This window comes from Bacillus sp. GBSW19 (assembly GCF_002998655.1).
Lineage (GTDB): Bacteria > Bacillota > Bacilli > Bacillales > Bacillaceae > Bacillus.
In genome coordinates this window covers 84,895-108,522 of sequence record NZ_PVRF01000001.1, presented here as the reverse complement: position 1 = coordinate 108,522, position 23,628 = coordinate 84,895, and the positions used below count along the sequence as shown (strand labels likewise).

The window sequence follows — 23,628 nt, the reverse complement described above, 5'->3', positions numbered from 1 at the left end:
AAAATGAATTGTTGGAAGACCATTAATCTTGAAAAGGATTATGGTTATACGAGACTGCTGATTTCAGCCATAAGTCTTGCTATACTTTTTTTCATTATGGCTTTTTTATGTTTTCAACTGACTCATCCTGAAACGAGACTAAGCAGCCACAACGCACCGCTTTTTGCTGTGCTTTTACTTGTGACATTGCTTGTCCACCGTGTGGTTCACTTGATCCCAGTGATGAAAAACAAGAAAAAAATGACGCTATTTAAACGAAATTGCTGGAAGCGTGTGCCAAAGAAAGTAATGCTTTATTCACTTCTCAGTCCATTTTGTTTGATTTCACTGCTTTACTTTGTGTTAGGCGTGGCGTTTCCAATGTATGCACACTATTTTATCATCATCGCAAGTATTCATGCAGGCTATTGTTTGCCTGACTTTTTATTTGCATGGAAACTGCTCAAAGCACCTAAATCCTGCATCATCGATCAAGCCCAAGACGAGTTTGATATTTTAGTTGACCAAACTTCCTCATCATGAGGTTTTTAAAGCCAACTTCTATCTTTTTCATAAAAAATTTGGTAATGTAGTATGGGAATAGCATAGAGAGGGGGGATCTCCGATAGTTTTATTTTACTTCATCGTCTTTGCCGCGTTTATTGTGTATTCAATAAACAGGCTTACTAATACATTATGCCTTGTCAGAGAGATTCCTGAAGAACGGCAAGATAAGGTGTTTCGCTTTATCAATGTATCGATACTGATCTTACTGATCTCATCATTTGTTGAAATTACCATTTCTATTTAAGATCAAAGCAAAAGCTGCCAGTTTGAGGGCAGCTTTTTGTGTATATTGATTGATTAGCAAATCCAAGATGCACCGATAATGATCAATAAGATGAATAACACGACGACTAGTGCAAAACCGCCAGCAAAGACTTCTCCTCCCATGTAAAAACACCTCCTGCCAGTTCTTGCTCTGTTCTAAGCTCAGTGTATGCAAAAAAAATGAAAACGTTTAGGCACCTGTCATCGTTTGAAAAAAGAACCGCCCGCACGCATGGCAGGACGGCTCCTTTCTGTCACAGCGATTTAATTAGTAAAGATATGCTGCACCAACGATGATCAGCAAAATGAATAGCACGACCAATAAAGCAAACCCATTAGAATATCCTGCTCCCATATAATTCAGCCTCCTTTTTGTGATCACTATATGTGTATGTCGCGCGCAAATTTTTGACTAGACGAATGCCCTCCCATTTGCATTTCTTTTTACAGCGTGTCACAATATGTTATGATACAAGCAATGATAAATAAATTGGAAAGATTAGGAGTGTTTTTTGAATGAAAAAAATGGCTTTAGCAGCTGTAACAGCAGTTAGTGTTTTAACTCTTGGCGCATGCAGTAGCGGTGATAAAGATGTCATCGCAACAACAAAATCAGGAGATGTCACAAAAGAAGAGCTTTATACAACTCTTAAGAAACAAGCAGGTGGAGATGCTTTAAATCTACTTGTTCAACAAAAGGTTCTTGCTGACAAATACAAAGTATCTGATAAAGAAATTGATAAGAAAATGGAAGAATATAAAAAGACACTTGGTGAAGATCGTTTAAAACAACTTCAAGATGAATTCGGAAAAGATTACATCAAAGATCAAGTGAAATATGAGCTGCTGACTCAAAAGGCTGCCAAAGCTAACATCAAAATCACTGATAAAGAAGTAAAAGCGTATTACGATGACCTAAAAGGGAAAATCCGCGCAAGCCACATTTTAGTAGCTGATAAGAAAACAGCTGACGAAGTGGAAAAGAAATTAGATAAAGGTGAAAAATGGGATGCCGTTGTGTCTGAATATTCAACTGATACCGCTTCAGCAGCACAAGGCGGCGATGTAGGCTGGTTCGCAAAAGAAGGCCAAATGGACGAGAACTTCAGTAAAGCTGCTTTCAAACTAAAAGTGAATGAAATCAGCAAACCAGTGAAATCACAATTCGGCTACCATATCATTAAAAAGACCGAAGAACGCGGTAAATACGATGACATGAAAGCAGACTTGAAAAAAGAACTGCTTAATCAAAAACAAGCAGACACAAATGAAATCCAAACGATCTTAAACAAATTGGTGAAAGATGCCGATGTGAAAGTAAAAGATAAAGAACTTGAAAACACATTCAAAGAAAAGTCTCAACAACCCGCACAAAATCAACAACCTCAACAAAACCAGTAATCACAAAAAACCCCTCTGCCGTGATCGTGCAGAGGGGTTTTGATATGACCTGATTAAGCAATCGAGTCTTCATGTGCCGCCGTATCATGTGATCTTTTCACTTGCTGATCCTGACGTCTACGCTCTCTTTCTTGTTCCATTCGCTCGATAAAAATTTCTCCTTCCTTTTCAATAAAGGATTGATCAATCTCTTGCTCCTCTTTGGCCGTTGTCATTAATTTATACGCACAGAAAATAATGCCAATGATACATGCATACACCCACCATGGAAAAAACAACATTTTTTCATCGCCTCCTTTTTTCAGAACAGCTCTCTCTTCCTTTGTGTTACATGCTTATGCGAAAAGAAGACAAGTTATGAAAAAAACGCCCGCAATAAACGGACGTTTTGACATGGTTATTCGTGATGAAAGGTTGGTTTATAAAATGAACGATTCTCTAGCGCAAAAATACGTTCTGTATATTCTCCTGGCTTCACATGCTCAAGCGCACGATCCATCATATTCATCTTCGCATCTAAATTATCAATATAGTGGAGTATTTCGGCTTCCTTCACCATTGGTGGTTTCGGGCTGCCCCACTCTCCTTTTCCGTGATGACTCAGTACTAAGTGCTGTAAAATCAAAATTTCTTCTGAATCAATGCCAAGCTCTTCTGCAGCTTTCGCAATTTCTGTCACCATAATCGAAATATGACCAATTAAATTCCCTTCCACCGTATAGGTGGTTGAGACTGGGCCCGAAAGCTCTTTGACTTTCCCTAAATCATGAAGAATGATGCCTGAATATAAAAGATCTCGATCTAATGATGGATATAGGTCAACAATTGATTTAGCCAAATGCAGCATGGACACCACGTGATAAGCAAGACCAGAGACAAATTCGTGATGGTTTTTTGTCGCTGCTGGATAGTCAGCGAATTCCTGTCCATATTTTTTCAGCAAATGCCTTGTAACACGCTGTATATTAGGGTTTTTCATATCAAAGATATATTGCATAATCGTATCCATCATATCATGTTTTGGAATAGGAGCTGTTTCGAGAAAATCATCAATTCGAATTTGCTCATTTTCAGCAACAGGGCGTATATTCCTAAGTTTCAGCTGATTCCTCCCGCGATAATGATGAATATCGCCTACTACCTTCACAATGGTTTGCGCGGCATAGGTTTGTTCATCATTCTGCTTTGCATCCCATAGTTTCGCCTCAATATCTCCACTTTGATCTTGAAGAATTAACGTTAAAAATGGTTTGCCATTACTCGCAATCCCTTTAGTAGATGATTTAATTAATAAATGCAGGTCAACTTGTTCGCCGACATCATAGGTCATGATCCCTTTAGCCATTCAATAAAAGCTCCTTCCATGTTTCTGCTCATATAAGTATAACATAAGTCATTATTTGTCAATCATTCAACTGCTAAACTCGTAATCTGTCCATCTTCTGCTGCTTGCTTCATATGCTCATGACAGGTGAAATAAAACAGCTGTGTTTCAAAACGTGTGAGCTCGTTCATCATCTCCAGCACTCTTCCTAGACGAACGTGATCGAAATGAACGAAGCTGTCATCCATCATAAACGGAAGCTGACAATCTTGCTGATGAGACAAAGCGAGCGCAAAACGAATCGCCAGATAGATCTGTTCACACGTTGCCTGTGAAAGCTCCTCTGGACGGAATATTCGTCCATCCATTCTTTTCACCATCAGCAAGTCATCTTCAGGTGAAAATAAAATCGCTTCATAACGATCATTTGTTAACGGTTGAATAAAACTTGAGGCTGTTTGAAGCAATGCAGGCAGCCTTGTTTCTTTATGCTCATTCAATTTTTCTCGTATGACGGAGCGGACAAGCTGAATTGCCGCCCATTTTTTTGCGAGGTGCTTCGCATGCTCCTGCTCTGCGGCAAGCTGATGAGTCAAATCAGACACCGTTCCAGAAGCTTCTATTTGCCGGATTTCCACCGCTAGTTCTGCTAAACGTTTTTCCATATTCTCCGCATTCAATTGAACGTCATGAAGGTGCTGCTTTGCTTCTGCACACTCCTCTTCAAGGAGAGGTAATCCTTTGCGAACAATCCATTCCTCCTCATCAAAACAACCGCTTCTATGAAGCTCTTGATTCAGCTGCTGCAAATGGGAAATCCGTTCCCGGTATTCTTTAGATAGATGAGAAAGCACTTGGTAATCTTCTTTGGACTCTGCTTCTACTTGACGAAAAAGCTCGTCAGTTTGTTTTTCGTAATATTGAATTTCCCCTTCTAGTGTCGTGAGCTGCTGGATCGCATGTTGAATGGATACGTGCAATGTCTGGCGTTCTTTTTCTCTTCTCGCCTCATCTTTCAATATCTCTTGAAAAGCTGAGATATTCTCCTGAATGGTTCCTTCCTTTTTTTGAAGGATACTGCTTAACGCTGAAACCCTGCGCTCATAAATCGATTGCTGATCGGAAAGCACGCCTATTTCACGATGAAGCTCCTCATATGCCGCTGTATTCATTTTTAATTGTTTTAGGATATGGAAGGCCTCTACTAGGAAAGAAAGCTCAGACGACAAGCCAAGCTGTCTCTTCTTTTCCTCTACTTGCTGCTGGACAGGTTCCAGCTCTAGCTCCCAGTCTTCATATTGCCGAATGATTCTTTCGTACAGAAGCTCCTTCTGCCTCATAAGTGTTTCAGCTGAAGCTGCCTGCACTTGAAATGAATCAAAGGCCCCTTCGCCGCTTCTTTGTTTCATCGGGCTCATTTGACTGAATGGGTAAATGAGAAAGAAGAGAAAAACAGAAAATCCCGCAAACAAGAGCGTGATCCACCACTCTGTTAAAAAGAATAGAACAAGCAGAAGCACCACATCAAATGCGATCAAGCCTCGGAATAACAACGCCCGGGAATGAATCGGTTTCTTTTTCGATCTTGTCCCCTTCGCATCGTCTTCTGCTCCGTGCTGTCTGACTTGCTGTTCCTTTAATCCTTTTAGAGCGGCTTCTGCTTCGTCCAGCTCATGTCTTGCGTGATCAAATCGTTCATCTAACTGCGCTTTTCTATCCATGAGACGAACGTATTGAGTGACAGTCTCCTTTAATTCCCACTCAAATTCAAGCGAATCGTCGATTTGTTCGAACTTTATCGGGTACTCCCACTTTAGCTTTGCTACCGCTTCGTCTATTTTTTGTTTCAATGAATCACGGTTTGCTCGACACTCTGCTATGCGCTTTTTCACAAGCTCAGCATCAGATGCTTCATCTACGACTCGTTTCATCTCCATTATGGTATCCTTGTCATAGAGCGGTTGAACTTGTACAAGTGAGGTTTGCAAATGGGCTAACTTCTGCTTCAGTGCAGTCAATTGAGCCTTTTTCGGGTGAAGGTGTGATTCTAGTTTATCCAGCTCATGCTCTGTTTCTGCTCTAAAACGTTTGACTCGGTCTGGATAGCGGGCTAATTCCTTTTTTAATTCCACTTTTCTCTCGATCATGGGATAAACTTGAATGGATTCAGCCAGTTTCTGAATGTGTTCCTCAGCTTGCTTCATTTCATTTTGAAGCATTTCGATCGTCTCCGTTAATTCAGATTGCTCCCGTTTCTTTTCGGTATAACGGCCTTCTACCAATTTGGCTTGTTTCAGCTGACCTGTCAGCTCTTTTAAACGATCAAGCTGCTGATTTAATTCCGGCTTGCGTCCATTTGGTTTAAACAGCTGCTCCTGCTGCTTTAGCAGCCTGCTATCCATCTTGGTGGCTGCATCCGAGCCAAATAAACTTGAGAAAAGTAGAAATTCGCCTATTTGGTCCTGGTTTAAGGCTTGGACATTTTGCAGTCCAAACACATCAAATGAATAGATTGATTGATATAACCTGCGATCCGTTCCCTTTAAAAGTGTCTGTAGAAAAACTTCGTCTTTCACTTCACCATTCGGTAAAAACACCTGTGCTTGACCACCTCGATCGGACGTTCTTTCAATATGAATAACGCCTAACTCGTCATCTTGGCAAGTGAGGGAACCACCATAAAAAGAACCCTGTTTCGTCTTGTACATCTTGTTTTTCGGAAAACCAAATAACATCGATTCAATAAACGTTTTCAATGTCGTTTTCCCCGATTCATTCAGGCCGTAAACTAGCTGAAAACCGTAATCAGAAAAGTGAAAGGTCCGATTTGAAAATTTCCCGAAATGGGCGATATGGAGTGAACGTATTTTCATTGTGCCTCTCCTTTTCTCATAATTGCTTTAGCTGTTCTGTCAGCAGCCTTTGTGCTTCTTCTTTTATATCCACTTCATCCTCTTTTGTGAGAGCTTTTCCTGATTTTCTATAGGTTGGGTGACGCTTGATCGGTGATAACAGCTCTTCATATGCCTCAAACTGTGAAATTTCAGCAGTGAGTTCCTTCAAAAAAGAATCTTCTAAATAGATCACATCCTCGTTTATTCGGCAGTCAATCGATATCACCCAAACGAATACCTCTTCATCTTCTTCCTGTTCATGAAGAACGGTCAACAGCTCCTCAAGAACCTCAAGCTGAGTACGCTCAAAGTAAGGAGGAGCATCACCCGTCAATTCAATTTTCACAAAATGAGGGACGCCCTCCTCTTTCAGCTCACTGATTTTGCTATCCACAAGTGTCACAAGATCCGTCATATGAACCGTTTCTGTCATGTCTATTGCAAGTGTCTCAAACATCACATCCGCACAGCTAATAAATTCCGCTGTCTCAGAATCCTCGGAGAGTTGAATAACGTAACAGCCTTTCTCTCCTGTTTCTTTTATATGTCTGCCCTGCATGTTACCAGGGTAAATAATCAATGGGTCTTCATGCAGAAGGGCTCTCTTATGTATATGTCCAAGCGCCCAATAATCGAAATCCCGTGAAAGAAGCTGCTCAAGCTGAAATGGTGCATACGCATCATGCCCTTCTTGTCCGGCTAATGTACCGTGAAGCATCGCAATGTGATAGGCAGCATCTGTCGTTTTGACATAATGAGATGTCATATTTTCATAGACAGCCCGCTCTTTGTAGCTAAACCCATAAATACTTGCAACAAGCTGCCCCCCTCTATAGTAGGATTGCTCACTTGGTGTACTGCTTGAAAAAACGTGCACATTCTCAGGCCACTCAATCGGTGTCCATTCACCGCCTAAATGATCATGATTACCATAAATAATAAAGACGTCAATCCCTTGAGTTTGCAGTCTTAGAAACTGATTTCTTAAAAACAGCTGTGCTTTCAGACTGCGATTTGATTCGTCAAATAAATCTCCGCTCAGCAGCACAAAGTCTACTGATCGAGCAATGGCGAGATCAAACATATTCTTCGCACTTTGAAATGTACTTTCTTTGAGCCGCTTAAATGGTAAGCTAGGGATATTCGACATTCCTGCAAATGGACTGTCTAAATGTAAATCTGCGGCATGAATAAAGGTAAGCTTAGTCAAACGTCTATCTCCTTGTCCGATACTGTCATTGTCCATATTTTATCATGCCATTTTTACGAATGCACGTTCTATCGCTTTCATTCTAAAAAACACATTTTTAAGAGTTAAAAAAGAGGTTTTGTCTTATTCATTGTTTAATTACATAGAAAAGCAGAGGAAAGGGAGATGAGGAATGGAGAAGACATACTTTTTAACTGTATTTGACCGGTCGGGTGAGACCTTATTAAATGAAAAAATCACAACGGATAGTGATGAAAAGGCAAAGGAATTAGGGCGCCATCGCTTAATCGAACAGCAATACACGAAGCATTCCCACCGGCTCGTTGATGATGCAGGCAAGCTTCTTTTATTTGAACGTTAAAAAAACCGGCATTCGCCGGTCTCACATTCGTTTATACGTTCTGAAACACAGGTCGTCTTTTTTCTAAAAAGGCCTGAATGCCTTCCTTATGATCATGACTTTGCCTCAGTCTTGCCTGTGCTGCCCTCTCCTTTTGAAGAACGGCTAGCAGCTCAGGTTCTGACTGCTGAAAATAGATCAGCTTTGTTTCGACAAATGCTTGAAGCGGCATGTTCATAAACGGCTTCACACATACTTTTTGATACGCATCGACTTCATCCTGAAACACCCCGTCTGCAAGGCGCAGTTTTAACGCTTCTTCAGCCGGCAGCTTTTGTCCGCTCCAAATCAATTGTTTCGCGGTTTGTTCACTGACTCTTTTTGTGAGAAAAAAATGCCCTCCGCCATCTGGAATTAATCCTACTCCATTAAAATTCATGGCGAGCTGTGCATCCTGATGCATAAACAAGTAGTCACAGCTTAAAGCAAAGCTAAAAGCAAGGCCTGCCGCTGACCCGTGGACAAGGGCAATCGTCACTTTTTTCATACCGGCTAGAGAAAGTGTAATTCCCTCGATCAAATCCATCACACGATGGAAATCTTCTTCACTTTCCTGCTTAAGCATCATGCCAATATCTCCGCCTGCTGAAAACCCTTTCCCCGCTCCCTTGATCACAACGACTTTTGCACTGCTTTCTTCCGCTGCATCACATGCCTCTTTGAATTCAGCAAACATGTCCACATGAAATGAATTATAAGCATCAGGCCTGTTGAAAACGATTTCAAAAATATCCCCGTTTAACTGACAATTGATATATGTCATCATCCATCCCCCTTTTCTTTTAAACTCATGACTTAATTCCATTTCAACCCGAATAATTCCTTTTCCTCTGCATGAAAAATTTCAAGATCAATTGATACTAAAATAAGCATAATTGTTGAAACAAGAAATATATTTTTATATAGTAAATGAAGAAAGAAATGATTTTGAAAGGGGGAGGATGATTGATAAGGTGTTCCATATTCATATTGGTTAGTTTCATCGTCATGTTTTCTCCTTTTTCAAATGTCGTTTTTGCTCCACAGGCAGAAGCGAGTGCACCTAGTCTTATTTCTCCATCCATCTACGATGAAGAAATTCAAGCTGTGAAGACACCTCCATTTTCAAAAAAACAGGCCTTCTCTATTCTGTTAAAGAACAGATTATCACTGGCTGATTCAAAGGTTTTTCTACTCAAGCCTGCTCCATCAGCTGCGTTATCCATTGATCTATGTTTTTTGGAAATGAAGTGTGCGATCCCCATTATGTGTCAATCAAATTACCTCTACTGATTCATTTTATTTCATCCGTATTACTATATGAAAAACACAACCTATCATATTCGGAGGGATAAAATGAATATTAAAGAAAATGATCTTCCTGGGATCGGAAAGAAATTTGAAATTGAAACGAGAAATAGAGAAAAAATGACGATAGTGATTCATGATGATGGCAGACGGGAGATTTATCGTTTTGACGATGATGATCCAGATGAAGTGCTGTCCACCATTTCTCTCGATGATACTGAATCAAGGCAAATCGCTGCGATTATCGGCGGCATGGTGTATAAACCGCAGGCACTTGAAACCATTGAAATGGCCTTCAATGACTTGATGATTGAATGGTTTAAGGTGGAAAAAGGCGCAAAAGCGGTTGGACATACACTCGGTGATTTAGATGTGCGACAAAACTATGAAGTCACCGTCATTGCGATCATTAAACATACAAATGAAAAATTACTGAACCCTGGTGCCGATTCGATTATTGAAGCAAATGATACGATGGTCATTTCAGGCGAAAGAAAACACTTAAAGCGATTGATACGTGATTTTCTTTCTAGAGGGGGAGAGTGATGAATGGATCATTTAGTCTTTGAAGTTGGGACGGCGCTGATTCTCATCGCCATCGCCAGCTTAATCGCCAATAAAATGAAATTCTCTATCATCCCTTTTCTCATTGTCCTCGGTATGATCGTTGGGCCGCATGCTCCAACCATCGGGATTATTGATCTAAAATTTATCGAAAGCACCGAAATTATTTCGTTTTTTGGCAGAATGGGCGTCTTGTTCCTTCTTTTCTATCTTGGACTTGAGTTCTCTGTCGGAAAGCTTATTAAATCGGGCAAATCCATTGCTGTCGGCGGATCTATTTATATTTTGATTAACTTCAGCTTAGGACTGCTTTACGGTTTTATCACAGGGTTTGGGTTCCTTGAGGTTCTCATTATGGCAGGAGTTATCACGATTTCATCCAGTGCCATTGTGGCCAAAGTCCTTGTTGATTTGAAACGGACTGCGAACCCTGAAACTGAGTTAATTCTTGGGATCATTATGTTTGAGGATATTTTCCTCGCTGTTTATTTATCCGTCGTATCTGGTCTTGTCCTTGGAGATGCCACAACGGTTAGCGGTGCCTTATTATCCATTTTCATTGCTTTTGGTTATATGATGCTTTTCTTTATCATCGCACGTAAGCTGCCAAAACGATTAAACAAGTTGTTCGATATCCGTTCGAACGAAGTGTTCATCATTGTGATTTTTGCGGCTTTATTCTTTGTCGCTGGTTTCTCAGAGACAATCCATGTAGCAGAGGCCATTGGGGCACTCTTACTTGGTCTTGTTTTCTCAGAAACAGAGCACTCTGACCGCATCGAACATCTTGTGGTTCCATTTAGAGATTTCTTCGGGGCCATGTTCTTCTTCAGCTTCGGTCTCAGCATTGATCCATTTACATTAGGTGATGCCTTCTGGCTTGCGATCGGCGCTGTGATTCTCACCTTCATTGGGAACTTCACTGCTGGAATGTTCGCTGGAAGAAGAGCTGGATTTTCTCATAAAGCCTCTTCTAATATTGGATTAACCATCGTATCACGAGGAGAGTTTTCAATCATTGTAGCCGAGCTCGGTATTGCGGGCGGACTTGCCGCTACCTTGAAGCCATTTGCTGCATTGTACGTCTTAATCCTTGCGATTTTAGGACCGCTTGTGACGAAGGAATCTAAGCGAATTTATCAAATTCTGAACAAAATGTTCAAATGGCAAACAGAAAAACCAAAAGTGAAAAAAGAAACGACAATCTAATGAAAAAGGGCCCTATACTTGGGCCCTTTTTATCTCTTATTCAAATTGCTGAAAGGCTGTTTCTTGCTTGACTGGCGCTTCTTTGACCCCGCGAATGGTTTGAATCACTTTCTGATTGCGGTAGATGGATAGTTTTAAATTGGTCGCCGCTGTTCCATGAGAGTGATCTAAGTTCGTAAATGTAAAGAAATGATGCGGACGCTTGTCTTTGAACACAAGCCTGAAGTCTTCTGTCACTTTAAAATGCTCTTCACTTTCCCATTCAATTAAAGGTTCATACGCACTAAACCACGCCGGGATATTCGGAGTGTACCCTGTAGCCAATAGGGCACGATCAGCTGTTATGCTCTTTTCTTTCTTTAGCTGCCACTGCTTTAGGTGCAGCTTCAGGGACTGATTCTCCTCCACCTGAATCGCTTCAAGCTCGGTCATTGGCTGAATCACCACAGATGGCTCTTCACCTGTAACAGACCGATGATACAATTCCTGATAAATACGCGAGAGCGTCGATGCATCTATACCATTTCTTAATCCAGTCAGCCTAGGCAATGTGTTCATTCGTTCTTCATAAGGAAGCGAATGGAAATATTCGACGTACTTCGGTGTAAATAGCTCCTGGCCAAGCTCTGCCGTCTCCAGCTCTCTAAATTCACTAGATCGCGTAAACCACGAAAGCTGCTGTCCTTTCTTTTGATGCTGAAGCAGGTCTAAGAAGATTTCGGCTGCACTCTGCCCAGAGCCAATCACCGTCACCGACTCAGCTTCATGAAGTTCTTCCTGCTGGTCTAAATAACGGCTGCTATGTGTCACATATGGCAGTGCAGCATCAGGCACATCGACAGGAATCATCGGTTTGCTCCCTGTTCCAAGCACGACATGCTTTGCCCGATACTCAGAGAGCGATCCATCCTTCAATCGCCGGACTTTCACAAGATAACCACCTTGGCAGTCCGTCACTTCCTCTACCTTCATCCCAAATTGACAGCTATCTAATTCACCTGCGACCCATGATAAATACTCATTGAATTCTCTTCGCGGAATGTCAAACTGTTCAAATGTATAGAACCGGTGAAGTCTATTTGATTCATGTAAATAATTTAAAAATGTATACCTGCTCCTTGGATTCGCCATCGTCACAAGATCAGCTAAAAAGGAGACTTGTAAATCCGTTCCTTTGATCAGCATACCAGGATGCCACGCAAACTCGGACTCCTGTTCAAAAAAACAGCATGAAACATCTTCATACTCCTCTAACAAAGCCGCCAAACCTAAATTGGCGGGCCCAATCCCAATTCCGATCACATCAATCATATGTACACCTGCTTTAACTTTTTATCACTTATATACCCTTTTACAAATGAAAAAAACACTGCGTCACCGCAGTGTTTAAACGTGAGGAACAAATAATGACTCAAGAAATTCAATTTTCTCTTCGGTATAGTGTTCATAGCGGTCATTATACGATTTTGGATCTTTTGGATTAGCGTACTGCGTAATTTTTCCTGAACGCGGATCAATGAATTTACTAGCAGCACCGCATCCAATCCCTATAATTGTCTGCACTTCTTCCATAATAATGATATTATACAAACTTTCCTGCCCATCCAATGAATACCCGACATTTTCAAGGTTCCCTAAGATGTTTTTTTGTCTATATAAATAATAGGGATGATAGTCATGTGCTTTCGTCCAAGCGACCGCTTCATCCATCATACGTGTGATTTCTTCTCGGTCTGCTACTTGATATTTGTCCTTATTGCGCGTCATCTCAGAAGCTCTTTTAAAGGAGAGCGTATGCACGGTTAAAGATTCAGGCTTAAGTTCTTCAGTCTGCTGCAAGGAATGCTGGAATTCCTTTAGCCCTTCTCCCGGCAAACCAATAATTAAGTCCATATTAATATTATTCATGCCATACTGTCTTGATAAGTGATACTTTTCAATCGTTTCTTCTACACTATGGTGCCGGCCAATGGCTTTCAGTGTTTCATTCTCATACGATTGTGGATTGATGCTAATCCGGTCAATATGATATTGGTTTAGCACTTCTAGCTTATCAGGCGAAATCGTATCAGGACGCCCTGCTTCGACAGTCACTTCCCGTATATGTTTCACATCAGGGAACGAGCGATACATTTCTTCATACAGCAAATCCATTTCTTCCGCAGTGATACTCGTCGGTGTACCTCCGCCAAAATAAACGGTCGTCACTTTGATCCCATGTTCTTTTAGCCAAGCACCGATTTTTTGCATCTCATAATGCAGACCAAACAAAAATGTTCCCACTCTTCCAGCTTGTCCTTTAATCGCATAAGCAGGGAACGTGCAATAAGCGCATTTTGTTGGGCAGAAAGGAATACCAATATAAATACTTACTTCCTGCTGAAGGTCATACAGGTCAGGAATCGCTTGAAGCTGACGGTCGACAATCTCCTGCATCAAATCGATTTTTTCATCATGAATCAAATAATCACGCTTTAGTGCGGCATGCGCACCTTCCTTTGTCATTCCTTCTCTCAGCATCTTATGGAGTAATTTTGTAGGACGTATCCCTGTGAGAATCCCCCACTTTTGCGTCATTCCTGTGTGCTCCTGAAGCAGATGTAAATAAACAGACAGCACTGTGTTTTTGATTTGTTTCCAGCGCTCCTTGTCATTCAAGCCCTCTGGGACGTCTCGCGAAAAACGACTAGTGATGTCTGATCCAGCGATATGACCAGATGCTTCCACCGTTCCATTTTCTTCTTTCCAGCTAAACACCATGGTTAAGCCATCTTCCAATTCACCTGTATCAAACAGCACTTCACTATCTTCTTCAAATAAATTGGCTATATTGACAAGCGGGCGATGAAATCGTTCATCTGACAGCCCTTTAATTAAAATTCGCATCGTATCACCTTTATCTTCAAACTTGTTTCATTTTACAAAATCTATGTAGGAAAAGCAATGACTGGAACAGTTGAAGGCCCTGCCATTTCTTGATTGACAGGGCCTTCGTCTATATTATCGTTTAATATCGAATTGATGTAAAAATCCTTCTCTTTGCTGCATTCTAAAGTATTCTTTGATCATATAAGCGACTCCCTGTTCATCTTGCGAACGTGTCACCCAATCGGCTTTACGCTTAACAGAATGAGGGGCATTTCCCATTGCAACGCCTAAGCCAGCCAATTCGAGCATTGGGATGTCATCTGTCCCCTGTCCAATGACCACAGTATCTTCTAAAGTCAAACCTAATGCTGAGGTCAAAAGAGAAAGCCCCGCTTCTTTCGATACGCCTTTGCATACAATATTCATTTTCTCATCACTGATCCGAATGAGATCGACAGATGGAAAAGCTTGTTGAATGGTTCGGTGAATTTCAGGCTGAAGCTCTGCGGTTGAATATACTTCAATCACCGGTGTACTGACCGGTTCATCCATCAGCATATCACTTAGCGATTCAACAAATTGCACAGGATAGAAAATTGGATCAGACGGATGAATCAACGTCTTTCCCATCAGCTGTGACTGCGTTTTTTTCCGGTTGCCAATTGAGAATTTTTCATGCAGTAAGCGAACATTACAATCAAAGCTTTCAAGAATTTGCACAAGATTAAATGTTTTTTCTTCCGTTAATTTCTTCACATGAAGCGGCTCATCGAGTTTATTCGCGATAAATGCACCACTATGCGTCACAAGGGTTGAAGTTGGAATCTTCAACGCCTTGGCAATTTTTTGTGCGGAACGAAAATGCCGGTTGGTGACAAGCGTCACGTAAACCCCTTTTTTCTTCACGTATTCCACAGCTTCTTTTGTAGCGGAATGAATTTTTCCATTGGAACGAAGTAACGTTCCATCTATATTGAGTGCAAGTAGTTTTTTTGACACTGAGGCATCCCCCTTCTTGATGACTGTACTTACGATGAGGATATGCCCTAGCTTGGTGCTTTAGAACATGCAGTTGAAAGAGCTCTGTGTTATGAATCTTTTGTAAATAAAAAAAGCCTACCCCTAGGCTTTTTTTTTATGTATGGTTTGGATGCGTCACAATGAGGTGATGAAGCTCCCCATGATCCCCTTATCTTTCACACACCAAAGCATTGCTTATATCAGATCCCCTTATGCTTTGCGTTTCTCCCAGAAGCGCTTCTCTCTCGTTTGGCTAATCGCCGTAAATCCCAAGTGAAACGCACCCAATTGTCCCATGAGAGCGCTCATTTGAAAGCACTTTCAATATAAGTATTATCGCAGAATTTATGAGCTTCGACAACCTTTTTTTGAAAAGTTGGACAGGGAACATGTGAAATAAAAAAAGGGCGAATATCATCGCCCTTTTCATTCATTTTCTTCTGGATTCCCATAAAGCTCTTCAAGAGGCTTCATGATCACTTTATTTAATTCTCCGATGAGAACACTCACACGTTGTTCTGCTTCCATCAACTGAGAGATTTTATCGTGCTGTTGAACAAGTGCTACTGTTTTTTGAGCTTGCTCCACTTCTTCTTGTGTGATCTCTTGACCAGTCATTTGTTTTTGTTGAAGGTTCACTTGAATGTCACGGAAGTTCTCGAACATTCTTTTAGAGGACTCATCCGCGTTTACCTCATCATAAAGATTTTTTAAAGTTGAATATTCTTCGCTATGACGCAGAGCTTTTTCAAGGTCATATGCAACATCATAAACATTTACAGACATGTTATGTCTCCTTTCTATCCGTTATCACCGATATGATCGGCGGACACCACTCCACTATAACAAACTATGGCTTTCGTTTCACATATATACAATGAATTCATCAAAATTTCTCTAGCTTGTCTTAAAATAGCGTGACAAAGATTGCTTGAATTGCGCCGATTAATCCGCCTAAAAAACCGCCTAAAAACGTGATCATTTTAAGTTCATTGTTGGAAATGCTAACCACAAGCTCCTCCATTTTTTTAAGCGGAAAATGTTCAATCTGCTCACGAATGATATCTTCAAATTTGAGCTTTGCGAGCAGTCCCTCTAAAGCATTCGATGCTGCTTTAATCCCCTTGTCGACAAGCACTGGTGCAAAGTGTGTTTTGAGATCAAGCGCTACTGCACTGACATAATATCCAACTGGCTTGTCTAATATCAGCTTTGTAGAGAAGTGTGAAAGCAATTGCTTTTTCACACTATAAGCAAGCTCCTTTACATTCCATTTTTCATCTAGCTCCTGAAGAGAAAACTGCTTCACCTTGTCCCATTCTTGAACAAGCAAATCTGATAAAAATCTTTTTGTTTCTGCGTTTCTTAAAAATTTGATGATTTCAGGATGTACCCGATCAATTAAGCTTGAATTCCCTAGAAACATTTGAACCATACTGCCAAGCATGCCTCGTTCCTTTAAGAAATCATCAATCATATTACCAAGCCTTGCTTTACCTTCCTCGCTTTCAAAATAATGAATGCCCCTCTTTAAAATATAATCAGCTGCATCTGGAATTTTTGAAGATATTTTGTTTTCCACATCTAGCGGAAGCAATTCAGATAAAGTTTGCTCATTATATTTTTCAAGCAGTGAATTGAGCTTCTGATCAGACCACTGATGGATCCATTCATCTGCTTTGACGTCAGCCTGTGATACGCCGACTCTTTCAAGCAAAGATAGCACTGTTATCTCCATTTCAGCGCCTTTGTCAATATATCGATGGACTGTATGCAAGATCTCTTGCTTTGCCTCCGATGATTCAAATCGCTTTTGAATTCCTTCTGGCGTGAGCAAATGCTCCATAACCATGACACCAACCTGCTTGGCTACTTCGTCTCTTCTTTTAGGAATGAGCCCTGGTGTAAAAGGAAGCTGTTTCCCGAATAAGTAATACGGCTTATAAGGGCGAAAAAGCATTTTAATTGCAAGATGGTTTGTCGCTGCTCCTATGACTGCGCCTATAACAATCATAAAGATAAACGTTGTGAATATATTCAAAGTCGTCATCTACCTTTCAAACAACACCCGATGTTTATTGGTTTAATCTATACGTATTATAGTTGTTGTCAAGTCCCCAAGCAAATGAAGCATGTTGCTAGACATATGATCAATCGATCTGTCGTAATGATAAAGGAGCGCAATCTTTATGTAAAATCATGAAAAAGTGTTTTTGTGCTGGTAAAAAAAGAAGTTGAAAAGAAGGTGTTTTTTAATGACATCAACATTAGGTATTGTGACCCTTTCTTCAAAATATGAAGAGGCATTCACTCGTGGGTTAGCCAAAGCTGCCCCTTCTTATGGTTTAAAGGTTGTTCGTTTTACACCATTTGATTTAAAGCCGGCTTCAAATTTGATACAAGGTCAAACTTATACGAATGGTCAAGGATTTGCCGCAGCAGAATTTGAGATTCCTGACTTGATTTACGATCGATGCCTTTACAAGCATGACGCACAATCTAAAAAAGCAAAACCAATCATGGAATGGCTGAAAAAGTATCCGAAAACAGATTTTTTGAATACAGGTATTTCAAATAAAATGATGCTATTTGAGCAGCTCCGTCTCCTCCCTTCTTTACAGCCATATTTACCTGTCTGCTCATTATTAAAAGAGCCATCAGAACTTCTCAACATGGTAAGGAAAGACGGTTATTGTAAAATGCAGCCGCTCTCTCAACAGCATGCAGCATCTACTTACTTCATTTTCTTAAAAGACAACACTTTCACTGTTCAGCTAAGTCCCGAGCAAGTCATCACATTTTCGCGTCCATCAGATATAGAGCGCTGGTGCAAAAAGTACGTAGGCCGATATTTCCTTCAATTTTTTCAGACGAGTGATCAAAAAGACTTTTTATTCAATGAAATAAGGATTTTCCTTATGAAAGATTCACAAAATCAATGGAGTCGCATAGGGATTCACACAAAATCACCTACAGAAAATAGTCATTTAAACATTACACAAAAATCAGCTCCCATGATAGGCTTTGATCACTATCTAAACACATTGCAGCCGCACATCAAAGAGCTTCTTTTAGATGATATTGCATCCATTCAAGCATCTCTCCCAGCATATATAGATAAAACCTTCTCCCCTTGCTTTGAATTCGCTGTAGACTTACTCCATACAAGTGAAGGCAGGCTTTTCATATCAAATATAAGATCAAAGCCAGGGCGATCCGCTTTTTTAAAAGCTTATCCTGACAAGGAAGATCAATTGATTCGTACCATTCTTGCACATGCTCAATCGATGACGTCTCAACCGAAGGAGGTTTCTTATGAACAAAAATCGCTTCATCATCGCCCCTCATCTCACAAGTGAAAAAACAGTTCATCTTCCCGCCCATTTTAAACAGCAGGATGCGATCTATTCTCTTGCTTTAGGATCCCGTTTAGTAGATGACTTCACCGTTTCCTATCATCAACATCCAAATAAAATTTTATTATCAGAAAATCTATATAGAAATTTACTAATTCCTTATCAATCAAAAGCTGATGTGATTGCCGTTGATCATACACTGTTTATAGGGCCGCTGCTTGGCATTTTCACAGCAGGTTTTGGGCAAAGCACGCAGCCACTAGGAACGAGATCAGACTTTTTTATCAAACTGCTGCACTCTTTCAGGCAGCATGCTGGATTTGCCTACCTTTTTGGTACACATTCTATTGATTGGGATAAAGGAATAGTAGAAGGATTGTTGTACCAACAGCAAACATGGGTTAAAAAACAGATGCCCCTGCCGTCAGTCATTTACGACCGTCTTCCAAATAGAAAGGCTGCTCAGTCGGCATTCATTCAAGAAACAAAGCGTAAACTCACACAAGACTATGATATTCCTTGGTTCAACCCTTATTTTTTCAATAAATGGGATATTCATGAACAACTGTTAACAGATGAAAAAACATGTCCTTTTCTTCCACATTCCATACAATTGGATCCGGTGGACGCTCTAAATAAAATAGAAACACTCCTCCATCTACATCAGGTCATATACGTAAAACCATCGAACGGAAGTCACGGCGACGGTATTTATCAATTAAAGAAGACGGCTCATGGAATCACTGTATGCTCAAATCACGGAAGCGCTGTTCCATATGACTCAATAGAGCATTTCGTGACCAAGCTCCGGAAAGATCACGCAATTCAAGACTTTATGGCTCAACAAGGCATTGCACTTCTTCAAATAGACAATCAACCAATGGATTTCAGAGTTCATACGAATAAAAATAAGTACGGCCATTGGACAGTCACGGCAGCAGCAGCAAAAGTCTCTGGCAATCACACAGTAACGACTCACCATTTACATGGTGGCTTAGTAAAAACACTTTATGATGTTTTTCCAGAAAAGAAGAAGCGTTTGAAAACTTTAGAGCAGCTTTCTTATACTGCCATCACGCTTAGTCAGGTGATAGATGAAAAAATGTCCGGCCATATTGGTGAAATCGGTTTTGATTTAGGCATTGATCAGACAGGAGCTATCTGGATGTTTGAAGCCAATTCTCGCCCTGGCCGCGAGATTTTCCAGCATGTTTCATTGCGAAACTCAGAAAGGCTGATTGGGAAAAGAATCATGGATTATGCATCTTATCTTTCACAAACGACCTCAACAACTACAGACCACACGAACGTCTACTAACTGTTTTTCGTTTTAAATTGATGGTGTTATGAAATCTATGCTTTTCCTATGCTCTTTTCATCAGATGAGATACAATAAAATCAAGTTCAAGGTTGTTTCCGTATTGTCGTGTTTATTTATTGTTTCATCAATAAAAGCAAGGAGGCAATGATGATATGATTTCTCATTTTCAATGGAAACCTCTCTTTAAGAAAGCACAGTTGCCAGGCTGGAAAATATCCTTTTTTCACAATGGTGCGCACTACGAAGGCATCTACCACAAAACAGGTGATATTGAATGGGGCTCTCAGCTTCCGCCCCATGAAGTCGAACCAACCTTAAAAGAAGAAATCCACGAATTAATGCTATTCCATGTCTATGATTAAACTGTTTAAGGAGCTTCGCCATGTTAGAAAAATTAAAGCTTGTTTACGGAGAGCATATCATCAGCTCACCTACAAATGATCATCAAATTCTTTGGTATCAAACAGACGAAGGCGAATTATTTGGAGTAGACAAATCAGAGCTTACAGCAAGAGAAACACTTCTTCTCAATACTTTCCTTACACCAATTGATCTTTCTCATACAAAGCAGACTGAGGATGAACAAAAATGGTACAGCTATCTTTTTGATAACAAACCACTAACCGTTCAGCACCCCGTCCGTGTATATTATTTTAAAATGTCCCATCAAGCAGAACAAAGGCAGCAAATAAAAGAGGCTGTGGTTCACAGCCTCAAACATACTCATTTCATTTGGACAGGCGCTGATACAGCGATGCTGATTCAAACAAAAGCTACATCAGAAAATGGTCAATTAGATCTGCTAAACGATTTGTCTCTAGCCATTACAAGTGACTTTTTAACAGACTCAGTCTTTTTACAAGGACAGCTCCATTTGCCAAATGAACATTTACAGAAGAAATTGTTAAATGAACAGCAGCTTTTCTTGGACCATGTGCAGCGAGGCAAGCTTAGATCAGGGATTTCCACATTTTATGAATGTCTGCCATCACTCATACTTTATGATGAATCCGCGCTCTCTCATGCTATTTCAGATGCTTTTAAAGAGGCGGTCTTTGATCGGGACGTTTACCGCACCCTCATGACCTATATGCAATGTAACTTAAATGCATCCAAGGCAGCAAAAGCTTTATATGTTCACAGAAACAGCCTTCAATATCGAATCGATAAATTTATTGAGCGCACAGGAATCGATATACGGCATTTTCCAGAAGCATCTGCTGTTTATTTTATGATGAATCTTCTCGACCTTTCATAACAATCAATGACATGAGCATCCTGCCCAAAAGTGAAAATGAGATGTTGTGCACGTTGTCCATTTACAGACGCTTCCCCATTTTATACACTTTATTTACAAGTAAAGCGCTTTCAATAAGAGGATGGGGAGGTTATCATCTATGGCTGAAATGATGCTCAATCAAATTTATAAAGTGTATGATAACAAGGTAACAGCAGTAGACAACTTTAATCTACATATAGAAGATAAAGAATTTATTGTGTTTGTTGGTCCATCTGGGTGCGGAAAATCAACAACCCTTCGCATGATTGCAGGACTTGAAGAGATTTCACAAGGGGATTTTCTGTTAGACGGAAAACGGATGAATGATGTAGCACCAAAAGACCGGGATATCGCAATGGTTTTCCAAAACTATGCTTTGTACCCTCACATGAATGTATACGATAATATGGCTTTTGGATTAAAGCTGCGGAAGTTCCCGAAATCAGAAATTGATGAGCGGGTTCGAAATGCTGCGAAAATATTGGGGCTTGAGCAATATTTAGACAGAAAACCAAAAGCTCTGTCTGGCGGTCAAAGACAACGCGTTGCACTTGGGAGAGCAATTGTGCGTGATGCAAAGGTCTTTCTTTTGGATGAGCCGCTTTCTAATTTAGATGCAAAACTTCGCGTTCAGATGCGTGCTGAAATATCTAAGCTTCATCAGCGTCTGCAAACGACATTTATCTATGTCACACATGATCAGACTGAAGCTATGACAATGGCTACTCGCCTTGTTGTGATGAAAGATGGCTTTATTCAGCAGGTTGGAGCGCCGAAGGATGTATATGAAAATCCAGAGAATGTATTTGTAGGCGGATTCATTGGCTCTCCTGCGATGAATTTTTTCACAGGAAAACTCTCTGACGGTGCTATTGCAGTTGGAAAAACGCATATTCGTGTACCAGAAGGAAAGATGAAGGTATTACGCAGCCAAGGTTATATCGGAAAAGATATCATCCTTGGTATCAGACCAGAAGATTTTCATGATGAACCCGTGTTTATAGAGGCATCTGAGGGCACAAAGATCGATGCCAGTGTAGAAGTTGCTGAATTAATGGGAGCAGAAACGATGCTTTACTCTTCTCTCGATGGTCAGTCTTTTATTGCACGTGTTGATTCTCGTACTGATGTTCAGGCTGGACAGTCTATCCCTCTTGCTATTGATATGAACAAGGCCCACTTCTTTGATTCGGATACAGAACTTCGCATTCGCTCTGCTGATTAAAGAGATCTATGCAGCACCATCACTCATGATTGAGTGATGGTTTTTTTGCATGTTGAACAACATTTACCATGTTCTTTTCTCGTATGTTTTTTTCAGAAATCACCATAATACTTAGTACAAAGCAGTTACTGCATTGGGTTTCGCCAAGTGGCAAATGACTTGCTCATTTCGCTGGTGCGATTCCAGCAAACCCAACCAAAAACCAAATCATATACAAAAAGGAGATTCACATCATGGCAAATTCTAATAGTTCAAATCAATTACTAGTTCCTGGAGCAGAGCAAGCAATCGACCAAATGAAGTACGAAATCGCTTCTGAATTCGGTGTAAACCTTGGTGCAGAAACAACATCTCGCGCTAACGGATCAGTTGGTGGAGAAATCACTAAGCGTCTTGTATCTTACGCTCAACAACACATGGGTGGAACACAAGCTTAATTTCATATTTGGATCATAGAAGGCACCTCTTAAGGTGTCTTCTTTTTTTATTTTTATCCCTCACCAATCTCCTTTCCAGCTCATATCATGTAGTAGAAAGGAGCGGATCTTCATGGACATTATTTCCGGTATGAACTTTGAACTTCTACAATTTGTAGGGATCTCTCTATTATGTGAATATGCTCATAGTATTCGGTCCTTTCACCTTTATAAAAAAAGCATCACATAAAAGTTGTACCATTTTGGGTTCTTTTCACTTATAGTATGTAGTGGAGGGATCGAACAGATGAAAATAGCTCTTTTCGGTGCTCATGGACGTGTAGGACAAGCATTTCTTCGTTTCGTTCAAGTAGATGATCGTTACATAGTTCGTTCATTGATTCGGACAAACCGAGAAGAAATGCTTGCGGGTATGTTTCAAGTCACCGGCAATTCAAGAAATCGAGAAGATGTGCTTGAGACGATCAAAGGAGCAGATATTGTTGTGAGCTGTCTATCAACAGATGGTGATGATACATTATCTGTTTCAATGGAGCATATCGTACAAGCCATGAAGCAATCAAATACTTCAAGAATTATTACAATTGGTACGGCAGGTATTTTAAAGGCAAGGCAGCAGCCGGAGCTTTACCGTTTTGAAACAAATGAATCAAGGCGGACTACTTCCCGAGCAGCTAAAGAGCATGCCAAAGCGTTTGAAATCCTTCAATCGACTGATCTAGATTGGACCATTATTTGTCCAACCTATTTACCAGATGGAGAAGTGACACGGTCATATCGCTATGAGAAAGATTTTCTCCCTATAGATGGAAAGAAAATTTCAGTTGAAGATACCGCACACTTTTTATATCAGCAGTTAAATTCGAAGGAATTTGTACATCAACGCGTCGGCATTGCCTACTGATGATGCAGCTCGTGTAAACGATATAACTAGTAAAGGTCGAGGTCAAAAACGAATCCTCGACTTTTTATGCAAATAAAAAGAGCCTCATTCAAAGTGAATAGGCTCTTTTTTGTTATTCA

At 40.4% G+C, this 23,628-nt stretch carries 25 protein-coding genes; 13 read left to right on the top strand and 12 right to left on the bottom strand.

The features are described from left to right. Positions 1 to 3: 3 nt before the first annotated feature. Positions 4 to 522 (top strand): DUF3267 domain-containing protein, encoded by a 519-nt coding sequence (locus C6344_RS00635; RefSeq protein WP_060595916.1) that lies wholly within the window; start codon positions 4 to 6, stop codon positions 520 to 522. 82 nt (positions 523 to 604) lie between these two features. Next, a complete protein-coding gene (locus tag C6344_RS18920; RefSeq protein ID WP_072368131.1) occupies positions 605 to 790 on the top strand; it encodes a hypothetical protein in 186 nt (61 codons plus the stop codon). A 53-nt stretch (positions 791 to 843) separates the two neighbouring features. Here the strand turns inward: C6344_RS18920 and C6344_RS00625 are convergent, their stop codons facing one another. Beyond that, positions 844 to 933, bottom strand: coding sequence for a YjcZ family sporulation protein (locus C6344_RS00625; RefSeq protein ID WP_017360317.1), 90 nt, complete (start codon positions 931 to 933; stop codon positions 844 to 846). A 145-nt stretch (positions 934 to 1,078) separates the two neighbouring features. Next, the gene (locus tag C6344_RS00620; RefSeq protein ID WP_008361129.1) at positions 1,079 to 1,165 is read right to left on the bottom strand and encodes a YjcZ family sporulation protein; all 87 of its coding nucleotides are present in this window, start codon (positions 1,163 to 1,165) and stop codon (positions 1,079 to 1,081) included. Between the two features lie 161 nt (positions 1,166 to 1,326). On the opposite strand from C6344_RS00620, the gene C6344_RS00615 reads away from it, so the two are divergent. Further along, positions 1,327 to 2,211 (top strand): peptidylprolyl isomerase, encoded by an 885-nt coding sequence (locus C6344_RS00615; RefSeq protein ID WP_003211354.1) that lies wholly within the window; start codon positions 1,327 to 1,329, stop codon positions 2,209 to 2,211. Positions 2,212 to 2,264: 53 nt separating this feature from the next. On the opposite strand, the gene C6344_RS00610 is transcribed toward C6344_RS00615, so the two are convergent. The 4 genes from C6344_RS00610 to C6344_RS00595 form a co-directional block, all read right to left on the bottom strand. Continuing rightward, on the bottom strand, positions 2,265 to 2,492 hold the full coding sequence (locus C6344_RS00610) for a sporulation YhaL family protein (protein ID WP_034663596.1): 228 nt from the start codon (positions 2,490 to 2,492) through the stop codon (positions 2,265 to 2,267). A 116-nt stretch (positions 2,493 to 2,608) separates the two neighbouring features. Continuing rightward, on the bottom strand, positions 2,609 to 3,556 hold the full coding sequence (gene yhaM / locus C6344_RS00605; RefSeq protein WP_034663598.1) for a 3'-5' exoribonuclease YhaM: 948 nt from the start codon (positions 3,554 to 3,556) through the stop codon (positions 2,609 to 2,611). A gap of 62 nt (positions 3,557 to 3,618) precedes the next feature. Then, on the bottom strand, positions 3,619 to 6,408 hold the full coding sequence (locus C6344_RS00600) for an ATP-binding protein (RefSeq protein ID WP_106072643.1): 2,790 nt from the start codon (positions 6,406 to 6,408) through the stop codon (positions 3,619 to 3,621). 16 nt (positions 6,409 to 6,424) lie between these two features. After that, positions 6,425 to 7,639, bottom strand: a complete 1,215-nt coding sequence (locus C6344_RS00595; RefSeq protein WP_106072642.1) for a metallophosphoesterase family protein — start codon at positions 7,637 to 7,639, stop codon at positions 6,425 to 6,427. A 172-nt stretch (positions 7,640 to 7,811) separates the two neighbouring features. On the opposite strand from C6344_RS00595, the gene C6344_RS00590 reads away from it, so the two are divergent. Further along, complete coding sequence (locus C6344_RS00590; RefSeq protein WP_034663606.1) at positions 7,812 to 8,000, top strand: YhzD family protein; 189 nt, start codon at positions 7,812 to 7,814, stop codon at positions 7,998 to 8,000. Between the two features lie 31 nt (positions 8,001 to 8,031). Here the strand turns inward: C6344_RS00590 and C6344_RS00585 are convergent, their stop codons facing one another. Then, a complete protein-coding gene (locus C6344_RS00585; protein WP_081311426.1) occupies positions 8,032 to 8,805 on the bottom strand; it encodes an enoyl-CoA hydratase in 774 nt (257 codons plus the stop codon). 569 nt (positions 8,806 to 9,374) lie between these two features. Here C6344_RS00585 and C6344_RS00575 point away from each other — a divergent pair. Both C6344_RS00575 and C6344_RS00570 read left to right on the top strand, forming a co-directional pair. Then, positions 9,375 to 9,872 (top strand): cation:proton antiporter regulatory subunit, encoded by a 498-nt coding sequence (locus C6344_RS00575; RefSeq protein WP_066031090.1) that lies wholly within the window; start codon positions 9,375 to 9,377, stop codon positions 9,870 to 9,872. Positions 9,873 to 9,875: 3 nt separating this feature from the next. Further along, on the top strand, positions 9,876 to 11,099 hold the full coding sequence (locus C6344_RS00570) for a cation:proton antiporter (protein WP_066031091.1): 1,224 nt from the start codon (positions 9,876 to 9,878) through the stop codon (positions 11,097 to 11,099). A 36-nt stretch (positions 11,100 to 11,135) separates the two neighbouring features. Here the strand turns inward: C6344_RS00570 and C6344_RS00565 are convergent, their stop codons facing one another. From C6344_RS00565 to C6344_RS00545, 5 genes are all read right to left on the bottom strand, one after another. Beyond that, positions 11,136 to 12,410 (bottom strand): lysine N(6)-hydroxylase/L-ornithine N(5)-oxygenase family protein, encoded by a 1,275-nt coding sequence (locus C6344_RS00565; RefSeq protein ID WP_106031631.1) that lies wholly within the window; start codon positions 12,408 to 12,410, stop codon positions 11,136 to 11,138. 75 nt (positions 12,411 to 12,485) lie between these two features. Continuing rightward, on the bottom strand, positions 12,486 to 13,985 hold the full coding sequence (locus tag C6344_RS00560; protein WP_066031093.1) for a coproporphyrinogen III oxidase: 1,500 nt from the start codon (positions 13,983 to 13,985) through the stop codon (positions 12,486 to 12,488). A gap of 114 nt (positions 13,986 to 14,099) precedes the next feature. Beyond that, complete coding sequence (locus C6344_RS00555) at positions 14,100 to 14,966, bottom strand: Cof-type HAD-IIB family hydrolase (RefSeq protein WP_060595898.1); 867 nt, start codon at positions 14,964 to 14,966, stop codon at positions 14,100 to 14,102. Positions 14,967 to 15,413: 447 nt separating this feature from the next. Continuing rightward, positions 15,414 to 15,773 (bottom strand): YlbF/YmcA family competence regulator, encoded by a 360-nt coding sequence (locus C6344_RS00550; RefSeq protein WP_034663625.1) that lies wholly within the window; start codon positions 15,771 to 15,773, stop codon positions 15,414 to 15,416. Positions 15,774 to 15,894: 121 nt separating this feature from the next. After that, the gene (locus tag C6344_RS00545) at positions 15,895 to 17,028 is read right to left on the bottom strand and encodes a DUF445 domain-containing protein (protein ID WP_106031630.1); all 1,134 of its coding nucleotides are present in this window, start codon (positions 17,026 to 17,028) and stop codon (positions 15,895 to 15,897) included. 214 nt (positions 17,029 to 17,242) lie between these two features. Here C6344_RS00545 and C6344_RS00540 point away from each other — a divergent pair, with 214 nt between their 5' ends. The 7 genes from C6344_RS00540 (at position 17,243) to C6344_RS00510 (ending at position 23,509) form a co-directional block, all read left to right on the top strand. After that, a complete protein-coding gene (locus tag C6344_RS00540) occupies positions 17,243 to 18,346 on the top strand; it encodes a YheC/YheD family protein (RefSeq protein ID WP_066031095.1) in 1,104 nt (367 codons plus the stop codon). Beyond that, complete coding sequence (locus C6344_RS00535; protein ID WP_060595892.1) at positions 18,303 to 19,661, top strand: YheC/YheD family endospore coat-associated protein; 1,359 nt, start codon at positions 18,303 to 18,305, stop codon at positions 19,659 to 19,661. The genes C6344_RS00540 and C6344_RS00535 overlap by 44 nt, the downstream gene beginning before the upstream one ends. Positions 19,662 to 19,816: 155 nt before the next feature. Next, the gene (locus C6344_RS00530) at positions 19,817 to 20,026 is read left to right on the top strand and encodes a YheE family protein (protein ID WP_003211787.1); all 210 of its coding nucleotides are present in this window, start codon (positions 19,817 to 19,819) and stop codon (positions 20,024 to 20,026) included. Between the two features lie 20 nt (positions 20,027 to 20,046). Then, on the top strand, positions 20,047 to 20,922 hold the full coding sequence (locus tag C6344_RS00525; protein ID WP_060595890.1) for a helix-turn-helix domain-containing protein: 876 nt from the start codon (positions 20,047 to 20,049) through the stop codon (positions 20,920 to 20,922). Between the two features lie 139 nt (positions 20,923 to 21,061). Beyond that, positions 21,062 to 22,168 carry an ABC transporter ATP-binding protein gene (locus C6344_RS00520; RefSeq protein WP_060595888.1) on the top strand — a complete coding sequence of 369 codons (1,107 nt, stop codon included), beginning with the start codon at positions 21,062 to 21,064 and terminating at the stop codon, positions 22,166 to 22,168. A 233-nt stretch (positions 22,169 to 22,401) separates the two neighbouring features. After that, positions 22,402 to 22,605 carry an alpha/beta-type small acid-soluble spore protein gene (locus C6344_RS00515; protein WP_034663637.1) on the top strand — a complete coding sequence of 68 codons (204 nt, stop codon included), beginning with the start codon at positions 22,402 to 22,404 and terminating at the stop codon, positions 22,603 to 22,605. Between the two features lie 286 nt (positions 22,606 to 22,891). Next, positions 22,892 to 23,509 carry an NAD(P)-dependent oxidoreductase gene (locus tag C6344_RS00510; protein WP_060595886.1) on the top strand — a complete coding sequence of 206 codons (618 nt, stop codon included), beginning with the start codon at positions 22,892 to 22,894 and terminating at the stop codon, positions 23,507 to 23,509. Positions 23,510 to 23,628: the final 119 nt, after the last annotated feature.

Bases quoted from the DNA above. Each gene is read 5' to 3' on its own strand.
- C6344_RS00635 (WP_060595916.1), top strand. From the start codon at position 4: ATGAATTGTTGGAAGACCATTAATCTTGAAAAGGATTATGGTTATACG.
- C6344_RS00625 (WP_017360317.1), bottom strand. From the start codon at position 933: ATGGGAGGAGAAGTCTTTGCTGGCGGTTTTGCACTAGTCGTCGTGTTA.
- C6344_RS00620 (WP_008361129.1), bottom strand. From the start codon at position 1,165: ATGGGAGCAGGATATTCTAATGGGTTTGCTTTATTGGTCGTGCTATTC.
- C6344_RS00615 (WP_003211354.1), top strand. From the start codon at position 1,327: ATGAAAAAAATGGCTTTAGCAGCTGTAACAGCAGTTAGTGTTTTAACT.
- C6344_RS00610 (WP_034663596.1), bottom strand. From the start codon at position 2,492: ATGTTGTTTTTTCCATGGTGGGTGTATGCATGTATCATTGGCATTATT.
- yhaM (WP_034663598.1), bottom strand. From the start codon at position 3,556: ATGGCTAAAGGGATCATGACCTATGATGTCGGCGAACAAGTTGACCTG.
- C6344_RS00600 (WP_106072643.1), bottom strand. From the start codon at position 6,408: ATGAAAATACGTTCACTCCATATCGCCCATTTCGGGAAATTTTCAAAT.
- C6344_RS00590 (WP_034663606.1), top strand. From the start codon at position 7,812: ATGGAGAAGACATACTTTTTAACTGTATTTGACCGGTCGGGTGAGACC.
- C6344_RS00585 (WP_081311426.1), bottom strand. From the start codon at position 8,805: ATGATGACATATATCAATTGTCAGTTAAACGGGGATATTTTTGAAATC.
- C6344_RS00575 (WP_066031090.1), top strand. From the start codon at position 9,375: ATGAATATTAAAGAAAATGATCTTCCTGGGATCGGAAAGAAATTTGAA.
- C6344_RS00570 (WP_066031091.1), top strand. From the start codon at position 9,876: ATGGATCATTTAGTCTTTGAAGTTGGGACGGCGCTGATTCTCATCGCC.
- C6344_RS00565 (WP_106031631.1), bottom strand. From the start codon at position 12,410: ATGATTGATGTGATCGGAATTGGGATTGGGCCCGCCAATTTAGGTTTG.
- C6344_RS00560 (WP_066031093.1), bottom strand. From the start codon at position 13,985: ATGCGAATTTTAATTAAAGGGCTGTCAGATGAACGATTTCATCGCCCG.
- C6344_RS00550 (WP_034663625.1), bottom strand. From the start codon at position 15,773: ATGTCTGTAAATGTTTATGATGTTGCATATGACCTTGAAAAAGCTCTG.
- C6344_RS00540 (WP_066031095.1), top strand. From the start codon at position 17,243: ATGACATCAACATTAGGTATTGTGACCCTTTCTTCAAAATATGAAGAG.
- C6344_RS00535 (WP_060595892.1), top strand. From the start codon at position 18,303: ATGAACAAAAATCGCTTCATCATCGCCCCTCATCTCACAAGTGAAAAA.
- C6344_RS00530 (WP_003211787.1), top strand. From the start codon at position 19,817: ATGATTTCTCATTTTCAATGGAAACCTCTCTTTAAGAAAGCACAGTTG.
- C6344_RS00525 (WP_060595890.1), top strand. From the start codon at position 20,047: ATGTTAGAAAAATTAAAGCTTGTTTACGGAGAGCATATCATCAGCTCA.
- C6344_RS00520 (WP_060595888.1), top strand. From the start codon at position 21,062: ATGGCTGAAATGATGCTCAATCAAATTTATAAAGTGTATGATAACAAG.
- C6344_RS00515 (WP_034663637.1), top strand. From the start codon at position 22,402: ATGGCAAATTCTAATAGTTCAAATCAATTACTAGTTCCTGGAGCAGAG.
- C6344_RS00510 (WP_060595886.1), top strand. From the start codon at position 22,892: ATGAAAATAGCTCTTTTCGGTGCTCATGGACGTGTAGGACAAGCATTT.